This is a genomic window from Micromonospora sp. NPDC023633 (assembly GCF_040640035.1).
Taxonomy (GTDB): domain Bacteria; phylum Actinomycetota; class Actinomycetes; order Mycobacteriales; family Micromonosporaceae; genus Micromonospora.
Window position 1 is genome coordinate 1 of record NZ_JBFABB010000133.1, and the last position, 17,979, is coordinate 17,979.

Below are 17,979 nucleotides of genomic sequence, written 5' to 3' on the forward strand. Positions count from 1 at the left end.
GGTGCCCCGGTCGACGCCGCCCGCCGCCGCGGCGGCGGGCACCATGGCGGTCGGCGCGGACGGGTCGGACACGGCGGCGCGGGCGGCCTCGGCCATCGCCGCCGCGGAGCTGAACCGGTCGGCCGGATCCTTGGCCAGGGCGCGGGAGACCAGCGCGCGGACCGCCTCCGGAACGTCGTGCGGCAGCTCCGGCGGCTCGTCGTCGAGGTGGCGCACGGCGACCTGCAGCGGGTTGTCGCCGGTGAACGGCGGGCTGCCGCTGAGGCAGCAGTAGGCCACGGCGCCGAGGGCGTAGATGTCGGTCGCCCCGGACACCGGCCGGCCGGCTGCCTGCTCCGGCGCCATGTAGAGCGCGGTGCCGGGCACCGCGTTGGTGCTGGTGATGCTGGTGACGTTGGTCGAGCGGGCGACGCCGAAGTCGACAAGCACGACGCTGCCGTCCTCCTGCACCAGCAGGTTGCTCGGCTTGACGTCGCGGTGCACGATCCCGCCGAGGTGCGCGGCGTGCAGCGCCTGCGCGACCTGCGCCACGATCGCCATGGTCTCGGCCACGTCGAGGTGCCCGGCGGCCTCGATCCGCTTGGACAGCGGCTGGCCCGTCACGAACTCCATGACCAGGTAGTCGGCCCGGCCGCCGTCGGGCAGGTCGTCCTCGCCGCAGTCGAAGACCTGGACGATGCCCGGGTGGCGCAGGGCGGCCATGATCCGGGCCTCGGCGCGGAAGCGGGCGATGAAGTCGGGGTCGGAGACCAGGGCCGGCAGCAGGACCTTGACCGCGACCTGCCGGCCGAGGACGAGGTCCTTGCCCTGCCAGACGTCGCCCATGCCGCCCGTGGCGACACGCTCGTCCAGGCGGTAGCGACCGCTGAGTACGACCTCCGATGACAACACAGCACCACCGTACCCAGACCGGCGGGGATCGGCGCGCCGCCCGCCGCCGGACCGACCCGCTCCGGCCGCCGGGCGGGGGCGGCGGGACCGCACCCGCGTCGGATAGGCTGTGACCGCCTGCGGACCGTGTGTGACGGAATTCCACCCATCTGCGCCGTACGCTCTGCGAACGCGTCGCCGCCCGCGACCGCCGGGAGGTGCAGCGTCCCAGGCCCCCGCGCCGTTACGGCGACGCCCCGCCCGAACGGCTAGATAATTCTCACTCTTCTGCCCACCCGAGCGGGCTTGCCCGAACGACTCGGCGCTCCTAGCGTTAGCGCGACTTCGGGCCCGCCCCATGGCGTCGCCGCGGCACCTGCGCCACCGGCCGTGCCGCCACGGCAGGAGTCCAGACGTACCGTCCGGGCGATGCGGTCCCGGGCGTGATCAGGTCAGCGGGGGGCTGAGGGTGCGGGATCAGGTCCGGTTGCCGGGCCGTGCTTGCCTCGCGTACGCCCACGTCGGCGTGCGCCGCCTGCGCGTGTCGACGGGACGGAAGCGGCGGCCCCATGACGGGTGAGCTGAACGAGGCTGTCGTGGCGGCGCAGGCCGGCGACGAGGACGCCTTCCGCTTCCTCTACCGCAGCCTCCAGCCCGGCCTGCTGCGATACCTGACCGCCCTGGTCGGCGCGGATGCCGAGGACGTCGCGTCCGAGGCCTGGCTGCAGATCTCCCGCGACCTGCCGAGCTTCACCGGTGGCGAGTTCCGGGCCTGGACCGTCACCATCGCCCGCAACCGGGCCATGGACCACCTGCGCCGGCAACGCCGTCGCCCCTCGCTGCCCGTGCCGGTGCAGGCGCTCGCCGAACTGGCCGGCGACGCCGACACCGCGGAACGGGCCGGCGAGACGATCGGCACCGAGGCGGCGCTCGCGCTGATCGCCACCCTGCCGCCCCGCGAGGCCGAGGCCGTCCTGCTCCGCGCGGTCATCGGGCTGGACGCCGAGACCGCCGGGCGGGTGCTCGGCCGCCGGCCCGGCGCCGTGCGCACCGCCGCCCACCGGGGGCTGCGCCGGCTCGCCGCGCTGATGGAACGCCACGACCCGACCCAGTCGCCGGCCGCTCCCGAGGCCGCCGCGCCGCCCCGACCGCGTACCGGCCGGCGGCAGGCGTCGCACGCCGAGCCGGCGGACGGTTGACGTGAGGGGATTCAGGATGTTCTTCCGCCGGGCCGAGCGGCCCGCCGACCGCGACGCGTCCGACCGGCTCCTCGACGCGGCCCGCGCGGGCGCGCCCCGTACGCCGGACACCGACGGGTCCGACCCGCTCGCCCGGCTGCTCTCCGCCGCCGCCGTCCCCGCCCGGCCCGGCGAACTGGCCGGGGAGGAGGACGCCCTGGCCGCGTTCCGGGCGGCCCGCGCGGCCGGCCCCGCCGCCGAAACGGTCCCGCCGCCACGCCGGCGCCGGTTCACCGCCGGCGCCGTGGCCTGGGGTGCGGGGATCGCCGTCACCGCGACCGCGGGCGCCGCCTTCGCGGCCGTCACCCTGGACCGCGCCGACGACCCGGTCCCGCCGCCCCGCCCCGCCACTCCGACGCCGGCCACCCCGGCGCCGGGCACCACGGAACCGGAACGGGACGGGCCCACCGCAGCCACCGGCGGCCACCCCAGCGGGAGCGCGCCCCATCCCTCCGCCGCTCCCACCTCGGGCGCGCCCGTCCCCGGCGCCACCGCCGGCGACAGCCGCCGGACGCCGGAGCCGCGCACCGAGGAGCTGCGCGGCCTCTGCCAGGCGTACCTGGCCAGGAGGCCGGCGCAGCGGGAGAAGGCCCTGGACAACCCCGCGTTCGCCCAACTGGTGACCGCGGCGGGCGGCCGGGAGCGGGTGGGGGACTTCTGCGGGGAACTGGTGCCCGAGGCGGCGGAGACGCCGAACGCGCCGAGAAGGGGGCCGACGACGCCGCCGACCCCGGCTCCGGGCACCGCCGAGCGGCCCGTCGCGGTCGCGCCGGGCGGCTGATTCTCCCACCCCGTTCCGGTGGTGCGGGCCGCCCATTTTCCGCTGCACGTTCCGGCCGGCCGCGCGATGTTCGTCTGCTAGACAGGAGTGCGTGGGGCCGCCGACGCCCTCGCCGATGACGGTGGGTGGCGTTACGGTGACACGGACCGGAAGTCGGCCGGGGAAGGGGGCCCGTCCTGTGGTGACGTCGCCGGAGCTCGACCGGACCACCGTTCTGCGGGAGTCCGCCGCCGCCGAGGGCCACCTCGCGCGTATCTGCTTCAAGACCGGCCCACCGACTCGCACCGGCGTCGAACTCGAATGGACCGTGCACGACGCCGCCGACCCCGCCCGCCCGGTCGACGGCGAGCGGCTCCGGGCGGCCCTGGGGCGACACAGCCCCCGCACCCTCGACCGCGCGAGCCCCGCCGAGCCGCTCCCACACGGTGGCACCGTGACCGTGGAGCCCGGCGGGCAGCTGGAGATCTCCACCGCGCCACGCTCCTCGCTCGCCACCCTCATCCACGCCACCGACGGCGACATCGCCGAGCTGAGCGGCCTGCTCGACGCCGCCGGGCTGGTCCTCGGGCGCAGCGGCATAGACCCGCACCGGCCGCCCCGCCCGGTGGTCGAAGGCCCCCGCTACCGCGCCATGCGCCACGTCTTCGACCGACGCGGCCCGGCCGGCCGGACGATGATGTACAGCACCGCCGGTCTCCAGGTCTGCCTGGACGCCGGGGAGCCGGAACACCTGCCGGACCGCTGGGCGGCCGTGCACGCGCTCGGGCCGCCCCTGCTGGCCGCGTTCGCCACGGCCGAACGGCACGCCGGCCGCAGCACGGGCTGGGCGTCCGCCCGGATGGCCGCCTGGTACGGCATCGACCCGGCCCGTACCCGTCCCGTCTGGACGCCGGAGACCGACGTCGACCCGGTCACCGCCTGGACCAGGTACGTCCTCGCCGCGCCGCTGCTCTGCGTGCGCGGCGACGGCCCCGACTGGACGCCGCCGCCGGGGATCACGTTCGCCGACTGGGTCGACGGGGCGCTGCCCCGGCCGCCCACCACCGACGACCTCGACTACCACGTGAGCACCCTCTTTCCGCCGGTGCGGCCCCGGGGCTACCTGGAGCTGCGCTACCTCGACACGCAGCCCGGTCGGGGCTGGGTGGTACCGCTCGCCGTGCTGGCCGTCCTGCTCGCCGACCCCGGCACGGTCCGCGCGGCCCGCGCCGTCGCCGGGCCGGTGGCGCACCGCTGGCACGCCGCCGCCCGCCACGGCCTGCGCGACCCGGCGCTGGCCGCCGTGGCGGCCGACCTGTTCGACCTGGCCCTCGCGGCCCTGCCCCGGCTCGACCTGCCGGCGGCCCTGCACGACGACATCGACCGAGGCCTACGGCGGCGACGGGACGCCGCGGGAAGGAGTCACCGGTGACCGGAGCGACGACGCGGGTGGGCCCGGAGCAGTTGCGCAGCCGGATCGCGGCGGAGCTGGAACGCACCCGCGCCCGCACCGCCCTGCTGACCGAGGCGGTCGACGAGGCCGACCTGGTGCGGCAGCACTCACCGCTGATGTCCCCGCTGGTCTGGGACCTCGCCCACGTCGGCAACCAGGAGGAACTCTGGTTGGTCCGGGACGTGGGCGGGCGCGAGCCCGTCCGGCGGGACATCGACGACCTGTACGACGCGTTCAAGCAGCCCCGCCGGGACCGCCCGACCCTGCCGCTGCTGCCCCCGCGGGAGGCCCGGGCCTACCTGCTCACCGTCCGGGAGAAGGTGCTCGACCTGCTGGACCGGGTCGCGTTCACCGACCGGCCGCTGGTCGCCGACGGCTTCGCCTTCGGGATGATCGTGCAGCACGAGCAGCAGCACGACGAGACGATGCTCGCCACCCACCAGCTGCGCGCCGGCCCAGCGGTGCTGCACGCCCCGCCGCCGCCGGAGCCGAGGGCCCGGGTCGACGCCGAGGTGCTGGTGCCGGCTGGCGAGTTCACCATGGGCACCGACACCGACCCGTGGGCGCTGGACAACGAGCGCCCCGCCCACCGGGTCCACCTGCCGGCGTACGTCATCGACGCCGCGCCGGTGACCAACGGGCGCTACCGCGAGTTCATCGCCGACGGCGGCTACGACGACCCGCGCTGGTGGAGCCCGGCCGGCTGGCGGCATCGACGGGAGGCGGGGCTGTCCGCGCCGATGCACTGGCGACGCGACGGCGACGGCTGGGCCTACCGGCGGTTCGGGCGGTGGGCGCCGGTGCGCGACGACGAGCCGGTGGTGCACGTCTGCTACCACGAGGCGCAGGCGTACGCCGCCTGGGCCGGCAAGCGGCTGCCGACCGAGGCGGAGTGGGAGAAGGCGGCCCGCTGGGCCCCGGCCACCGGCCGCTCCCGCCGCTACCCCTGGGGCGACGACGACCCGACCGCCGAGCACGCCAACCTGGGCCAGCGGCACCTGTGGCCCGCCCCGGTGGGCGCCTACCCGGCCGGTGCCTCGCCGCTGGGCGTGCACCAGCTCGTCGGCGACGTGTGGGAGTGGACCTCCACCCCGTTCCGGGGGCACCCCGGCTTCATTGCGTTCCCCTACCGCGAATACTCGGAGGTCTTCTTCGGCGACGACCACCGGGTGCTGCGCGGCGGGTCGTTCGGCACCGACCGGGCCGCCTGCCGGGGCACCTTCCGCAACTGGGACTACCCGATCCGGCGGCAGATCTTCAGCGGCTTCCGCTGCGCGCGGGACGCCCGGCCGGAGGAGTCGCAGCCATGAGGACGCCGCCGCCGGACGGTCGGGTCGCGCGCCGACCGGGCGCCCCGCTTCGAAGCCGGCGCCCGGGCCACCCCGCCGCCTGGCCGGGCGGTACCGCCTGATGTGCCGCCACCTGGCCTACCTGGGGCCGCCGGTCACCCTGCGGGAACTGCTGTTCGACCCGCCGTACTCCCTCGTGCGGCAGTCCTGGGCGCCCCGCGACATGCGCGGCGGTGGGACGATCAACGCCGACGGCTTCGGCGTCGGCTGGTACCCGGGCGGCGGCGAGCCGGTGCGCTACCGGCGGTCGCAGCCGATCTGGAGCGACCCGACCATCGCCCAACTCGCGGAGGTCACCTCGGCCGGGGCGGTGCTGGCCGCCGTCCGCTCCGCCACGGTGGGCATGGCGGTGCTCGACGGGGCCGCCGCCCCGTTCGCCGAGGGGCGCTGGCTGTTCAGCCACAACGGGTTGGTGCGGGGCTGGCCCGACTCGATGGTCGCGCTCGCCGCCACCCTGCCCGTACGCGACCTGCTCACCCTCGACGCGTCCACCGACTCGGCGCTGCTGTGGGCGCTGGTGCGGCACCGGCTGCGGGCGGGGGTGAAGCCGGCGCGCGCGATCGCCGAGACCGTGACGGCGGTGGCCGGGGCCGCCCCCGGGTCCCGGCTCAACCTGCTGCTCACCGACGGGCGCACCGTGGTGGCCAGCGTGGCCGGGCACGCGCTGTCGATCCGCGCGACGCCGGCCTCGGTGCTGCTGGCCTCCGAGCCGCACGACGACGACCCCGGCTGGCGGGCGGTGCCGGAGGGGCAACTGGTGGAGGCCACCGCGACGGGGGTGCGCGTCCGCGCCCTCGCCGAGGTCTGACCGCCGGCCGACAGAAACGTTCCATCCGACGACGAAGGGGACGACATGGGCGCGGAGCCGCTGGAGATCCACCTGGAGGAGCAGGACCTGGGGCGCAGCCTGCGGGAGGACGTCCGCACCGGCCTGACGGCCGAGGAGAAGTGGCTGCCCCCCAAGTGGTTCTACGACGCCCGCGGCAGCGAGCTGTTCGAGGAGATCACCCGGCTGCCGGAGTACTACCCGACCCGGGCCGAGCGCGCGGTGCTGGCCGAGCGGGCGGCCACGATCGCCGAGCTGACCGGGGCGAAGACGCTGATCGAGCTCGGTTCGGGTTCGTCGGAGAAGACCCGGCTGCTGCTGGACGCGTTCACCCGCCGGGGCGGGCTCGGCACGTTCGTGCCGCTGGACGTGTCGGTCAGCGCGCTGCGCCAGTCCACCGCCGAGATCGCCGCCGACTACCCCGGGCTGCGGGTGCGCGGCATCGTCGGGGACTTCACCCGTCACCTGGACCGCCTGCCGACCGGCGGGCGCCGGCTGGTGCTCTTCCTCGGCGGCACGGTCGGCAACCTCCTGCCGGCCGAGCGGGCGCGGTTCCTCGCCGCGATGCGGGCCGCGCTGGAGCCGGGGGACTGGCTGTTGATCGGCACCGACCTGGTGAAGGACCCGGCGGTGGTCGTGCCGGCGTACGACGACGCGGCCGGGGTCACCGCGGAGTTCAACCGCAACGTGCTGCGGGTGGTCAACCGGGAGCTGGGCGCCGACTTCGACCCGGCGGGATTCGACCACGTCGCGCTCTGGGACCCGGAGCGGGAGTGGATCGAGATGCGGCTGCGGGCGCGGCGACCGATGCGCGTCCGGGTGCTCGACCTGACGGTCACCTTCGCCGAGGGCGAGGAGTTGCGCACGGAGGTGTCGGCGAAGTTCCGGCCCGAGGGGATCGCCGCCGAGCTGGGCGCGGCCCGCTTCGCCGCCCACGACTTCTGGACCGATCCGGACGGCCTGTTCGGCGTCACCCTGGCCCGCGCCGAGTGACCGGCGACGCCCCGCCGGCGGGTGAGCATCTTCACCCGCCGGGGCCGGCCCGATCGGTGATCGGCTAGGCTGGGCGGCGCGAAGGGGAGTAGCCCCCAATGTCGTGGTCGACACACTGGTGCGTTCCGCATCCGGCCACGCGGCCTCGTCATCCGAGGCGGGCGAGACCTTCGACCCAGGCTGTAGCAGCCGGGTCGAGGGCGCCCCCGTACCTCCTCCCGGCGTGATCCGGAAGGATGTCATGGAAGGTTTCCTCGTCGCGCTGGTGGTCAGCTTCGGCGTCATCTTCGTCGCGGAGCTGGGGGACAAGTCCCAGCTGATGGCCCTGACCTTCGCCACCCGCTTCAAACCCGTACCGGTCCTGATCGGCATCACCGTCGCCACCGCCGTGGTGCACCTGGCCTCGGTGGCGATCGGCTACGGGCTCGGCGCCGCGCTGCCGACAGAGTGGATCTCGCTCGTCGCGGGCGTGGCGTTCCTCGGCTTCGGCGCCTGGACCCTGCGCGGGGACACCCTCACCGAGGAGGAGAAGCGCAAGGCCGAGAAGACCAGCAAGTCCGCCATCGTCGCGGTGTCGGTCGCGTTCTTCCTGGCCGAGCTGGGCGACAAGACCATGCTCGCCACCATCACCCTCGCCACCCAGTACGGCTGGTTCGGGACGTGGCTCGGCTCGACGATCGGCATGGTGGCGGCGGACGCGCTCGCCATCCTCGTGGGGCGGATGCTCGGCCGGCGGCTGCCGGAGAAGACCATCAAGTACGGCGCCGCGGTGCTCTTCGCGATCTGCGGGCTCTGGCTGATCCTGGAGGCCGTCACGCAGCTCACCTGACGCCGACTACCGCCCTGCTGGCCGGGTATCGCCAGCGGGTGGGCGTCGAGGAGATCCTGCGCCAGGGCTACCAGAGCCTCGTCACCGCGGTGGAGGTCGCCGGGGCGGTGGTCATCTTCGTCGGGGCGGCCTGGGCGGCGCTGCGGTTCGTGGTCGAGGGACTGCGGCACCGCAGCGCCGCCGTGTTCACCCCGATCCGGCTCTCCCTGGGGCGGTTCCTCACCCTCGGGCTGGAGTTCCAGCTCGCGGCCGACATCCTGCGTACGGCGGTCTCGCCGACCTTCGCCCAGATCGGCCAGCTGGCCGCCATCGCCGCGATCCGGACCGCGCTGAACTACTTCCTGGGCCGGGAGATCCGCCAGGAGCAGCAGCAGGTCCGCCAGGCGGAGCGCGGCGGGTGATGATCCGCGCCCTGGTCACCGCCGCCACCGCGCTCGCCGCCCTGGCCGGGCTGGCGGTGCTGCTCGGCGCGGGTTCGTGGCGGTGCGCGATGCGGGTGTTGCTGGACCTGCTGACCGCCGCCGGGCTGTTGCGCCTGGCCGGCGACCAGGGCTGGACGGACCTGGCCGCGGCGGCGGCGATCGTCCTGCTGCGCCGGCTGCTCTGGGCGGCACTCACCGCCGGCGGACCGCCGGCGCGGGCGGGGCCGGACCGCGCCGTCGCGGCCCCGGACGCGCCCGGATGAACCGACGGCCGGCCGGCCCCGGGCGACGCCCCCGGTCTCAGCCCTCCCCGCGCTGGTAGACGTCCGGCACGCCGTCGCGGTCGGCGTCCACCCGTTCCGCCTCGGCGATCCGCCGGTAGGCGGCGTTGCGCCGCACCAGCACGACCGTGGCGAGCAGCGCGGCGATCACCGAGCCGGTCAGCACGGCCGCCTTGACGTTGTCGTCGGCGGCGCTGCCGGGGCCGAACGCGAGTTCGCCGATCAGCAGGGAGACGGTGAACCCGATCCCGGCGAGCAGCGCCACGCCGAGCAGGTCCGTCCAGGTGATGTCCTCGTCGAGCCGGGCCCGGGTGAACCGGGCGAGCAGGAAGGTCGAGCCGAAGATCCCGACGGCCTTGCCGAGCACCAGACCGGCCACGACGCCGATCACGATCGGGTCGGTGACGATGGCCCCCAGGTCGGCGCCCCGCAGCGACACCCCCGCCGCGAAGAACGCGAAGATCGGCACGGCGAACCCGGCCGAGATCGGGCGCCAGCGGTGCTCGAGGTGCTCCGCGAGCCCGTGCGAGTCGCCGGCCTTGCCCCGCAGGACGGGCACGGTGAAGCCCAGCAGGACGCCCGCCACGGTGGCGTGCACCCCGGAGGCGTGCATCAGCGTCCAGGCGGTGACCGCGAGCGGGATCAGCGCCCACCACCAGGTCTTGCGCCGCTGCACGAGCAGGCCGAAGACGGCGATCGGGGCCAGGGCGGCGAGCAGCGGCAGCGGGCTGAAGTCGTCGGTGTAGAACATCGCGATGATGGTGATGGCGAGCAGGTCGTCGACCACCGCGAGGGTGAGCAGGAAGGCGCGCAGGCCCTGCGGCAGGTGGGAGCCGATGACGGCCAGCACGGCCAGGGCGAAGGCGATGTCCGTCGCGGTGGGGATGGCCCAGCCCCGCAGCCCGTCGCCGCCGGCGTTGACCGCGAGGTAGATCAGGGCGGGCGCCGCCATGCCGCCGACCGCCGCGACCACGGGCAGTGCCGCCCGGCGCGGGTCGCGCAGTTCGCCCGCGACGAACTCCCGCTTGAGTTCCAGCCCGACGACGAAGAAGAAGATCGCCAGCAGGCCGTCGGCGGCCCAGGCGGTCAGGCTCAGGTCCAGGTGCAGGGCCGCCCCGCCCGACCAGGGCACCCACGCGCCGAGGGCGGCGTAGGAGGGCTCCCAGGGCGAGTTGGCCCAGACCAGCGCGATCACGGCGCCGAGCAGCAGGAGGCCACCGCCGACGGTCTCGGTGCGCAGCACGTCGGCCAGGAACCGGGCCTCCGGCCAGGACGTACGCGAGAAGAACCGGTGGTTCGGGCGCTCGGGGCGGTCGGCGTGCGGGGTGCGGTCGGTCATGGGCGGGATCCACCTCGGGTCTCGGGCAGCACGGTTCGACGCCGACCAGGCTTCCCGGCACACCGTCCCCGACCCTATCCAGCACCGCCCTGAGCGGCGAGTCGGGACGGGCGATCGCCGGTGACGTCACGTCCGGTCGGTCCCACCCCGCCACCCGGAACGCCGTACGGCCGTTTGTCCGGTGGTGGGTCGGGCGCATGTGTCATGGGGCGAAACCGCGTAACTCGGGACATAAGGCGTATGAGTCGCTTTAATGGTTTCACGAGATTAAGTCGACCTTGGGGGTTTTCGTGAAGTTCTTTGGCGTTACCGGCCTGGTACGGAGGCGCGCCTGATGGACCTGTACCGCCAACTCCGCCTCGTGCGCCGGCACTGGTGGATCGTGCTCCTCACCGTCATGGTCGCGCTCGGCGTCACCGCCCTCGTCACCGTCCGGGCCCAACCCCGGTACGTGGCGTCGGTGACCTTCTTCGTCACCACGCCCAGCCAGGGCGTCACCGACGCCTACCAGGGCGGCCTCTTCCTCCAGCAGCGGGTCAAGTCCTACGCCGAGTTGCTGACCAGCGACCGCCTCGCGCAGAGCGTGGTCGCCGAGAACCCGGTCGGGCTCACCGCCGAGGAGGTCCAGCGCCGGGTCAGCACCTCCACCGAGACCGGCACCGTACTGCTGCGCGCGTCGGTGACCGACACGGACCAGAACCGGGCCCTGAAGGTCACCGAGGTGCTCTCCGCGAAGTTCGTCGAGCTGGTGCAGAAGGTCGAGACGACCCAGGACGGCAAGGCCGGCCCGATCAGGATCGAGGTGGTCAGCGGGCCCCGGGTCACCCCGACCCCCGTCTCGCCCCAGCCGGTCCGCAACTTCGCGGTGGGTACCCTCCTCGGCCTGCTCGCCGGCGTGGGCTTGGCGGTCCTGCGGGGGGTCGCAGACGTCCGCCTGCGCGACGCCGCCGGCCTGCAACGCACCACCGGCAGCCCGCTGCTCGGCGAGATCCCCTTCGAGAGCACCGCGAAGTCGGAGCCGTTGATCGTTGGCGAGGCGGCGAACTCCACGCGCGCCGAGGCGGTCCGCAAGCTGCGCACCAACCTGCGCTTCGTCGACGTGCACGAACCCGCCCGCGTCATCGCCGTCACCAGTGCCCTGCAGGGCGAGGGCAAGACCACGCTCTCCTGCAACCTGGCGATCGCCCTGGCCGAGGCCGGCTGGCGGGTGCTGCTGGTCGACGCCGACCTGCGCCGCCCGAAGGTCGCCGACTACCTGGGGCTCGACGCCGGCATCGGGCTCACCGACGTGCTGGTCGGCGACGTCCAGGTCGGTGACGTGGTGCAGCGCTGGGGCGACAAGTCCCTGCTGGTGCTCCCGAGCGGCTCGGCGCCGCCGAACCCCAGCGAGCTGCTCGGCTCCAAGGCGATGGCGGACCTACTGCTCGCCCTGCGGGAGTCCGCCGACATCGTCATCATCGACACCGCCCCGCTGCTGGCCGTGACCGACGGCGTGGTGGTGGCCGTGCAGGCCGACGGCGCGCTCCTGGTCTCCCAGCAGGGCCGCACCTCGCGCAGCCAGGTGGCGCAGGCCGCCCGCGCCCTGAACTCGGTCTCCGTCCGGCTGCTCGGCTGCGTGCTGAACATGGCCAAGGTGGCCAAGGCCGAGGCGTACCAGTACGAGGCCTACCGGGTGGTCACCGCTGCCGCGACCGCGGACGTGCCGGCCGACCCGGCCACGACCGCCCGGCACGCGGAGCGGATCGACGGCGTCGTCAGCGACCGTACGCAGGAACTCACCCGGCTGTCCCGATGAGCGCCGCGAGGGGTCGCATCGCGCGTTCGATCTCCTCCGCGCAGCGTCGGAAATCGGCGACGGTACCGCCGAGCGGGTCCCGCAGGTCGTCCGCGTCTCCGGTGGCGGGTTGCAGCCGCCCCCGGGCGCGGGCGGCCGCCTCCACCGCCGCCCGCAGGGGGCCGTCGGTCGGCTCCGTCGTCGGGTCGACGGCCGCGGCCAGCCGGCCGAACTGGCGCAGGGTGAACGTCCGGTGCAGCGCGGCCGGCGCGAGCGCGGTGCACACCGAACGCTGGCGGCGCGTCGCCGCCAGCACCAGCGTCGCCCCGACCAGGTGCTCCCGGCGCAGCCGGCGGCTGCGGAAGTCGGTGGGGTCCCCGCCGGTCTCCGCCGCCAGGTCCGCCGCGTACGGGTGCATCGGCAGGTCGTCGACGGCGTCCGTGCCGGCGCTGCCGACCGTCACCGCCCGCCCGGCCAGCAGGCGACGGGCGATGTACTCGGCCATGGGTGAGCGGCACAGGTTGGCGTGGCAGACGAACAGCACCCGGTCGACCATGCGGACCCCTCTCGTCGGTGCCGTCGCGGACGGTGGCGTCGCGACGGCCGCCGGCCGGCGGAGCCGGCCGGACGTGGAGGGGATGTCGGCATCGTACGCGGGCCGGGCGCGTGCACGTCACGCTGCCGCGCCGAGGAGTCCCGTCCGGACGGAGGCGGGTCGGTGAGGATCGGGATCCTGTCGTACCACTTCCCGCCCGAGCCTGCGTTCATCCCGGGCAGTCTCGCCGAGGAGCTCGCCGTCCGGGGGCACGAGGTGAAGGTGCTGACCGGGTTCCCGGACTATCCCGGCGGCCACGTCTACCCGGGCTGGCGGCAGCGCTGGCGGCACGAGACCCGCAGCGAGCGGCTGACCGTGCGGCGGGTCCCGCGCTACTCCGCGGGGGACGGGTCGGTCCGCAGCCGGATGGCCGGGCACCTGTCGTTCGCCGGCAGCGCGACGTTGACCGGGCGGTCGTTCCTGGCCGACGTCGACGCCCTCTACGTCCACCTGCCGCCGGCGAACGCCTTCGCCGCGGTGGGCCTGCTCCGCCTGCTGGGCCGGGTGCCGACCGTCGTGCACGTGCAGGACGTCTGGGCGGAGGACGAGCCGGTCGGGGCCGAGAACGGGCGGTGGGCCGGGCGCGTCGCCGCCGCGATGGCGCGGGCCTACCGGGCCGCCGACGGGATCGCCGTCGCCGCGCCGTCGCTGCGCGACCGGGTCGTCGCGGCGGGCGCGGACCCGGCCCGGGTGCGGGTGGTGCTCAACTGGACCGACGAGCGGATCTTCCACCCCGCCCGGCCCAGCCGCGCGGCCCGCCGGCTGGTCCGGCGCGACGAGCGCTGCGTGGTCATGCACGCCGGCACCATCGGCGCCCGGCAGGGCCTGGAGACGGCGGTACGGGCGGCGGCGGCGCTCGACCACACGGTGGACCTCGTCCTGGTGGGATCGGGCGCGGACGAGCGGCGGGTGCGGGGGCTCGCCGCCGACCTGCGCGCCGAGAACGTGCGCTTCGTCGAGCGGCGGTCGCCGCCGGACATGCCGGACCTGTACGCCGCCGCCGACTACCAGCTCGTCATGCTGCGGGACCTGCCCGAGCTGCGCAGCACCCTGCCGGCGAAGCTCCAGGCGGCGTTCTCCTGCGCCGTGCCCGTGGTGGCCTCCGCCGGCGGCGACACCGCCGATCTCGTGGAACGGGCCCGGGCGGGGCTCTCCTGCCCGCCGGGGGACTGGGCGAGCCTGGCCGACCGGTTCTGGCTGGCCGCCACCATCCCGCCGCCCGCCCGGGCCGACATGGGCCGGCGCGGCCGGGAGGCGTACCTGCGGGAGATGTCGATGTCGGCGGGTGTGGACCGGATCGAGCGGCTGCTGTACGACGCCGCCGCCGGGCGCCCCGGGGTGCGGTGAGCGGCGAGCGGAGCTCGCGTACCGGTCACCTGCGTCATCTCCGGGCGAAAACGATCGTTAGCAGTGAGGAACGGCAGCGGGACGGGGTCCGCCCGCCGTTTTCCAGGAAGGACGTGTGGTGTGACGGAGAACGCGAGACCGCGTCGACGGCGTGGTCGTTCCCGCCGGCGGCGGCAGGTGCGCAGGGCCCTGCTCGCCGCCCTCGTGGCGGGTTCGCTGCTGCTGCTGACCGGCGGCTGGGTGGGCTTCCGGGGCTGGCAGGCCCGCGCCCACCTGCTCAACGCCGCCGGCCTGGCCCGGGAGCTCAGCGCCCAGGTGGTCGGTGGCGACACCGCCAGGGCGCAGCGGACCCTCGCGGCGCTCCAGGAGCAGTCCGGCAGCGCCCGCGCGGCGACCGGCGACCCCGGCTGGTGGGTCGGGCGGCACACCCCGTACGCGGGGGACAACCTGGCCGCCGTCCGGCAGATCTCGGTGGCCATCGACGACCTGGCCCGGCAGGCGTTCCCGCCGCTGCTGCGCGCCGACCTGACCAGCCTGGTGCCGGCGGGCGGGCGGCTGGACGTGGGCCGGCTGCGGGCCCTGTCGGCCGAGCTGACCACGGTCAACGCGACGGTGCAGGGCGCCCGGGGCAGCCTCGCGACGGTGCCCACCGACGGCCTGGTCGCCCAGGTCCGACAGGCGCTCGCGGACCTGCGGGGCGAGATCGACCGGCTGGCCAACCTGACCGCCGCCGCGGACCAGGCCACCCGGCTGCTTCCGCCGCTGCTGGGCGCCGACGGCCCCCGCACCTACCTCGTGGTCTCCCAGAACCCCGCCGAGCTGCGCGCCACCGGCGGCATGATCGGCGCGTACGCCGTCATCCACGCGGCCGACGGTCGGGTCCGGATGGGACGGCAGGGCACCAGCGGCACGCTGGGCCGGTTCCAGCCGCCGCTGAAGGTGCCCGCGGAGGTGCGCGGCCTCTGGGCCGACCTGCCCGGGATCTACCCGGCCGACGTCAACCTCACCCCGCACTTCCCGACCGCCGCCGCCCTCTACCGGGAGATGTTCCGGCGCCGCACGAAGAGCACGGTGGACGGCGTGCTCGCCGTCGACCCGGTGGTGCTGTCGTACCTGCTCAAGGCCACCGGCCCGGTGATGGTGCCCGGCGGGGTCCCGCTGGCCGCCGAGAAGGTCGTGCAGACGGTGCTCAGCGACAGCTACCAGCGGATGGACAACGAGAAGCAGGACGCCTTCTTCGCCGCCTCCGCCGCCGCCGTGTTCGAAGCGCTGGTCACGAAGAATGTAAACCCGAATGCGTTGTTGTCCGCATTCGACCGTGCTGTCACCGAACGCCGGATATTGTTCTGGAGTGCCCGACCTGAGGAGCAACGGACGATCGGCGACAGCCGGATGGCCGGGGCGCTTCCGGAGAAGGACACCGTGCCGACGGTCGGCGTGTTCCTCAACGACGGCAGCGGCGCGAAGCTCGGCTACTACCTCCGCCCGTCGGCGACCCTGGCGGTCGGCGGCTGCCGGCCCGACGGCCGCCGGGAGATCCGGCTCCGGGTCACCCTGCGTTCGTCGGCGCCGAAGTCGGGGCTCAGCGAGTCGGTCCTCGGCCTCGGTCTGGCCGGTGACCCGTACACCGTCCGCACGTTGGTGTCGGTGCACAGCCCGGCGGGCGGGGCGGTGCTAGCGGCCCGCCTGGACGGCGTCGAGACGGCGGTGGGCAGCGGCACCGAACGGCGCCGCCAGGTCAGCACCGTCAACGTCGAGGTCGGTCCGGGGGGCTCCCGCACGTTGGAGGTCACCGTGCTGACGGCGGCCACCGGGGTCGGCACCGCCGAGCTGTGGCTGACCCCCACCGCCACCCCATGGACCACCCAAGTTGTTTCCGCACCAAGCTGTGATCAGTAGGAGGGAACCAATCATGCGGCTATCCCGCATCATCATGGCGCTCACGGTCGGTATGGCCGTGCTGGCCGCGCCGACCGCAGCGGGGGCGGCGCAGCCGCAGCCGGCGCCGGGCACCGGAACGCCACAGCCCCCGGTCTACCCGCCGGGCGGCACCCCGACGCTCGCGGTGAGCCCGCCGACCGTCGTGGTCGGCCAGACCGCCACCCTGATCGGCAGCGGCTGGGCGCCGGGCGAGACGGTGATCATCACCGTCAGCACGTCGCCGCTCGCCGCAGCCGTGCCGGGCGCCGACCAGGCGCGCCGGAGCAACGGCGAGATGGTCGCCATGGCACCGGTCTCGTTCCAGCGGGCGCCCCAGCCGAGCCCCAGGACCCTGACGGTCACGGCGGACGCTCGCGGCGAATTCCGCACCACCTACACGCCGCGTCACCACGGCACGTACACCTTCCGGGCCGAAGGCCAGGCGTTCCACCGAGTGGCGACCGCGACGCTGACCGTGCTCAAGAAGCACGCGCCGCCGCTGCCCGTCACGGGCGACAGCCTGAGCACGCCGATGAAGTTCGGTGGCGGCCTCGTCGGCGCCGGCGCGGTGCTCCTGCTGCTGTCGCTGGTCTGGCGCAAGCGCCACCGCCTCGGCATGGGAGCCGCGCGCTGACGGTGGAACTCCTCCGGGCAGGGCCCGGACACCGCGAAAGGGCTGACGCCCGTCGGACACCTCCGACGGGCGCCAGCTCGTGCCGTCCCGCCCTGCTCGCTCCGGCCGCGCCGGCCCACCCGGATCCGGCGCGGCCGGCCCGGCAGGGCCAGCCGACCGTCCGGGCACCCTCGTCCGCCAGGCGGGGACATGGCACCATGACCGTGTCCTCCGCCGCCGGGTGGCCGGGGCACGACATCGATGGAGTCGGGATGACAGGACTGGCCGGCGCGCCGGTGCCGGGGCTGGCGCCACTGTGGACGCACGACCCGGTCACCGCCGGCCCCTACCGGCTGGTCGGCCGGCTGGGCGCGGGCGGTCAGGGAGTGGTCTACCTCGGCGAGGACGACCAGGGCCACCAGGTGGCGGTCAAGATGATCAACATCGACCTGAGTGATCCCCGGGCCCGGTCGCAGTTCATGAAGGAGATCGCCGCGGCGCGCCGCGTGGTCCCGTTCTGCACCGCCCAGGTGCTCTTCGCCGACGTGGACGGCGAACGGCCCTACGTGGTCAGCGAGTTCATCGAGGGCCCGACCCTCTACCGGCACGTCCGCGAGCAGGGACCGGTCGCGGGCAACGCCCTGCACCGCCTCGCCGTCGGCACCGCCACCGCGCTCGCCGCCATCCACCGCTCCGACGTCGTGCACTGCGATCTGAAGCCGGACAACGTGGTGCTCGGCCGGGACGGTCCCCGGGTGATCGACTTCGGCATCGCCCGCGCCCTGGGCGTCACCGAGACGGTGACCAGCCGGGTGATGGGGACCACCGCGTACATGGCCCCGGAGCGGTTCCGCAACGACTCGGTCGGCCCGCCCTGCGACGTCTTCGCCTGGGCCGCCACCATCGCCTTCGCCGCCGGGGGCCGGCCGCCGTTCGGCAACGACTCCCTCTTCGCGGTGATGCACCGGGTGCTGAACGACCCGCCCGACCTGCCCCCGCTGCCGCCGGGTCTGGACGAGCTGATCCGGCAGTGCCTGGCCAAGGATCCGGCGGACCGGCCGGAGGCCGAGCAGGTGCTGATGCGGCTGCTCGGGCAGGACGTCGGGGCCGCCGGCCCGCTGCGCCGGGAGACCGTGCTCCAGTTGGGCAACGAGACCGCCGGCGCGCCGACGCCGAACCAGCCGCTGCCGTTGCCCCGTACCGCGTCGGAGCCGCCGGCGGCCCGGTCGGAGCCGACGGCACCGACCCGGGTCGGTACGGCACCGGCGCCGACGCCACCGACCCGGGTCGGTACGGCACCGGCGCCGACGCCACCGACCCGGGGCGGTTCGGCTCCGGCACCGACGCCAGCGACGCGGGTCGGTACGGCA

General features: G+C 75.1%; 17 protein-coding genes. 14 read left to right on the forward strand and 3 right to left on the reverse strand.

Annotation, left to right across the window (positions count from 1 at the left end; all coding sequences use genetic code 11):
* On the reverse strand, positions 1 to 891 hold an 891-nt coding region (locus AB0G13_RS29115; protein WP_357880986.1), incomplete at its 3' end, for a serine/threonine-protein kinase.
* 548 nt (positions 892 to 1,439) lie between these two features.
* Between AB0G13_RS29115 and AB0G13_RS29120 the strand changes: the two genes are divergently transcribed.
* From AB0G13_RS29120 to AB0G13_RS29160, 9 genes are all read left to right on the forward strand, one after another.
* A complete protein-coding gene (locus AB0G13_RS29120; RefSeq protein WP_357880989.1) occupies positions 1,440 to 2,069 on the forward strand; it encodes an RNA polymerase sigma factor in 630 nt (209 codons plus the stop codon).
* Between the two features lie 16 nt (positions 2,070 to 2,085).
* On the forward strand, positions 2,086 to 2,889 hold the full coding sequence (locus AB0G13_RS29125) for a hypothetical protein (RefSeq protein ID WP_357880993.1): 804 nt from the start codon (positions 2,086 to 2,088) through the stop codon (positions 2,887 to 2,889).
* 178 nt (positions 2,890 to 3,067) lie between these two features.
* Complete coding sequence (egtA, locus tag AB0G13_RS29130; protein WP_357880996.1) at positions 3,068 to 4,300, forward strand: ergothioneine biosynthesis glutamate--cysteine ligase EgtA; 1,233 nt, start codon at positions 3,068 to 3,070, stop codon at positions 4,298 to 4,300.
* Positions 4,297 to 5,631: an ergothioneine biosynthesis protein EgtB gene (egtB, locus tag AB0G13_RS29135; protein ID WP_357880999.1), complete on the forward strand. Its 1,335-nt coding sequence runs from the start codon at positions 4,297 to 4,299 to the stop codon at positions 5,629 to 5,631. Before egtA ends, egtB begins: the two co-directional genes overlap by 4 nt.
* Before the next feature lie 100 nt (positions 5,632 to 5,731).
* Positions 5,732 to 6,478 (forward strand): ergothioneine biosynthesis protein EgtC, encoded by a 747-nt coding sequence (gene egtC, locus AB0G13_RS29140; protein ID WP_357881002.1) that lies wholly within the window; start codon positions 5,732 to 5,734, stop codon positions 6,476 to 6,478.
* A gap of 45 nt (positions 6,479 to 6,523) precedes the next feature.
* On the forward strand, positions 6,524 to 7,489 hold the full coding sequence (gene egtD / locus AB0G13_RS29145; RefSeq protein WP_357881004.1) for an L-histidine N(alpha)-methyltransferase: 966 nt from the start codon (positions 6,524 to 6,526) through the stop codon (positions 7,487 to 7,489).
* Positions 7,490 to 7,730: 241 nt separating this feature from the next.
* The gene (locus AB0G13_RS29150; protein ID WP_357881007.1) at positions 7,731 to 8,318 is read left to right on the forward strand and encodes a TMEM165/GDT1 family protein; all 588 of its coding nucleotides are present in this window, start codon (positions 7,731 to 7,733) and stop codon (positions 8,316 to 8,318) included.
* A gap of 38 nt (positions 8,319 to 8,356) precedes the next feature.
* Entirely contained in the window at positions 8,357 to 8,719 is a 363-nt protein-coding gene (locus AB0G13_RS29155) for a DUF1622 domain-containing protein (protein ID WP_357881010.1), read from the forward strand.
* The gene (locus AB0G13_RS29160) at positions 8,716 to 9,003 is read left to right on the forward strand and encodes a hypothetical protein (RefSeq protein WP_357881013.1); all 288 of its coding nucleotides are present in this window, start codon (positions 8,716 to 8,718) and stop codon (positions 9,001 to 9,003) included. The genes AB0G13_RS29155 and AB0G13_RS29160 overlap by 4 nt, the downstream gene beginning before the upstream one ends.
* A gap of 37 nt (positions 9,004 to 9,040) precedes the next feature.
* Here AB0G13_RS29160 and nhaA read toward each other — a convergent pair whose 3' ends face one another.
* Complete coding sequence (gene nhaA / locus AB0G13_RS29165) at positions 9,041 to 10,360, reverse strand: Na+/H+ antiporter NhaA (RefSeq protein WP_357881016.1); 1,320 nt, start codon at positions 10,358 to 10,360, stop codon at positions 9,041 to 9,043.
* Between the two features lie 334 nt (positions 10,361 to 10,694).
* Between nhaA and AB0G13_RS29170 the strand changes: the two genes are divergently transcribed.
* Positions 10,695 to 12,155, forward strand: a complete 1,461-nt coding sequence (locus AB0G13_RS29170) for a polysaccharide biosynthesis tyrosine autokinase (RefSeq protein ID WP_357881019.1) — start codon at positions 10,695 to 10,697, stop codon at positions 12,153 to 12,155.
* Here the strand turns inward: AB0G13_RS29170 and AB0G13_RS29175 are convergent.
* Positions 12,136 to 12,690, reverse strand: a complete 555-nt coding sequence (locus tag AB0G13_RS29175; RefSeq protein ID WP_357881022.1) for a low molecular weight phosphatase family protein — start codon at positions 12,688 to 12,690, stop codon at positions 12,136 to 12,138. The two genes, AB0G13_RS29170 and AB0G13_RS29175, sit on opposite strands and share 20 nt — an antisense overlap.
* 162 nt (positions 12,691 to 12,852) lie before the next feature.
* On the opposite strand from AB0G13_RS29175, the gene AB0G13_RS29180 reads away from it, so the two are divergent.
* From AB0G13_RS29180 to AB0G13_RS29195, 4 genes are all read left to right on the forward strand, one after another.
* Positions 12,853 to 14,076, forward strand: a complete 1,224-nt coding sequence (locus AB0G13_RS29180) for a glycosyltransferase family 4 protein (protein WP_357881025.1) — start codon at positions 12,853 to 12,855, stop codon at positions 14,074 to 14,076.
* 177 nt (positions 14,077 to 14,253) lie between these two features.
* Positions 14,254 to 15,975 (forward strand): DUF4012 domain-containing protein, encoded by a 1,722-nt coding sequence (locus AB0G13_RS29185; protein WP_357881029.1) that lies wholly within the window; start codon positions 14,254 to 14,256, stop codon positions 15,973 to 15,975.
* Between the two features lie 13 nt (positions 15,976 to 15,988).
* Complete coding sequence (locus AB0G13_RS29190; RefSeq protein WP_357881032.1) at positions 15,989 to 16,630, forward strand: hypothetical protein; 642 nt, start codon at positions 15,989 to 15,991, stop codon at positions 16,628 to 16,630.
* Between the two features lie 251 nt (positions 16,631 to 16,881).
* A partial coding sequence (locus tag AB0G13_RS29195; protein ID WP_357881036.1) for a protein kinase occupies positions 16,882 to 17,979 on the forward strand: 1,098 nt, incomplete at its 3' end.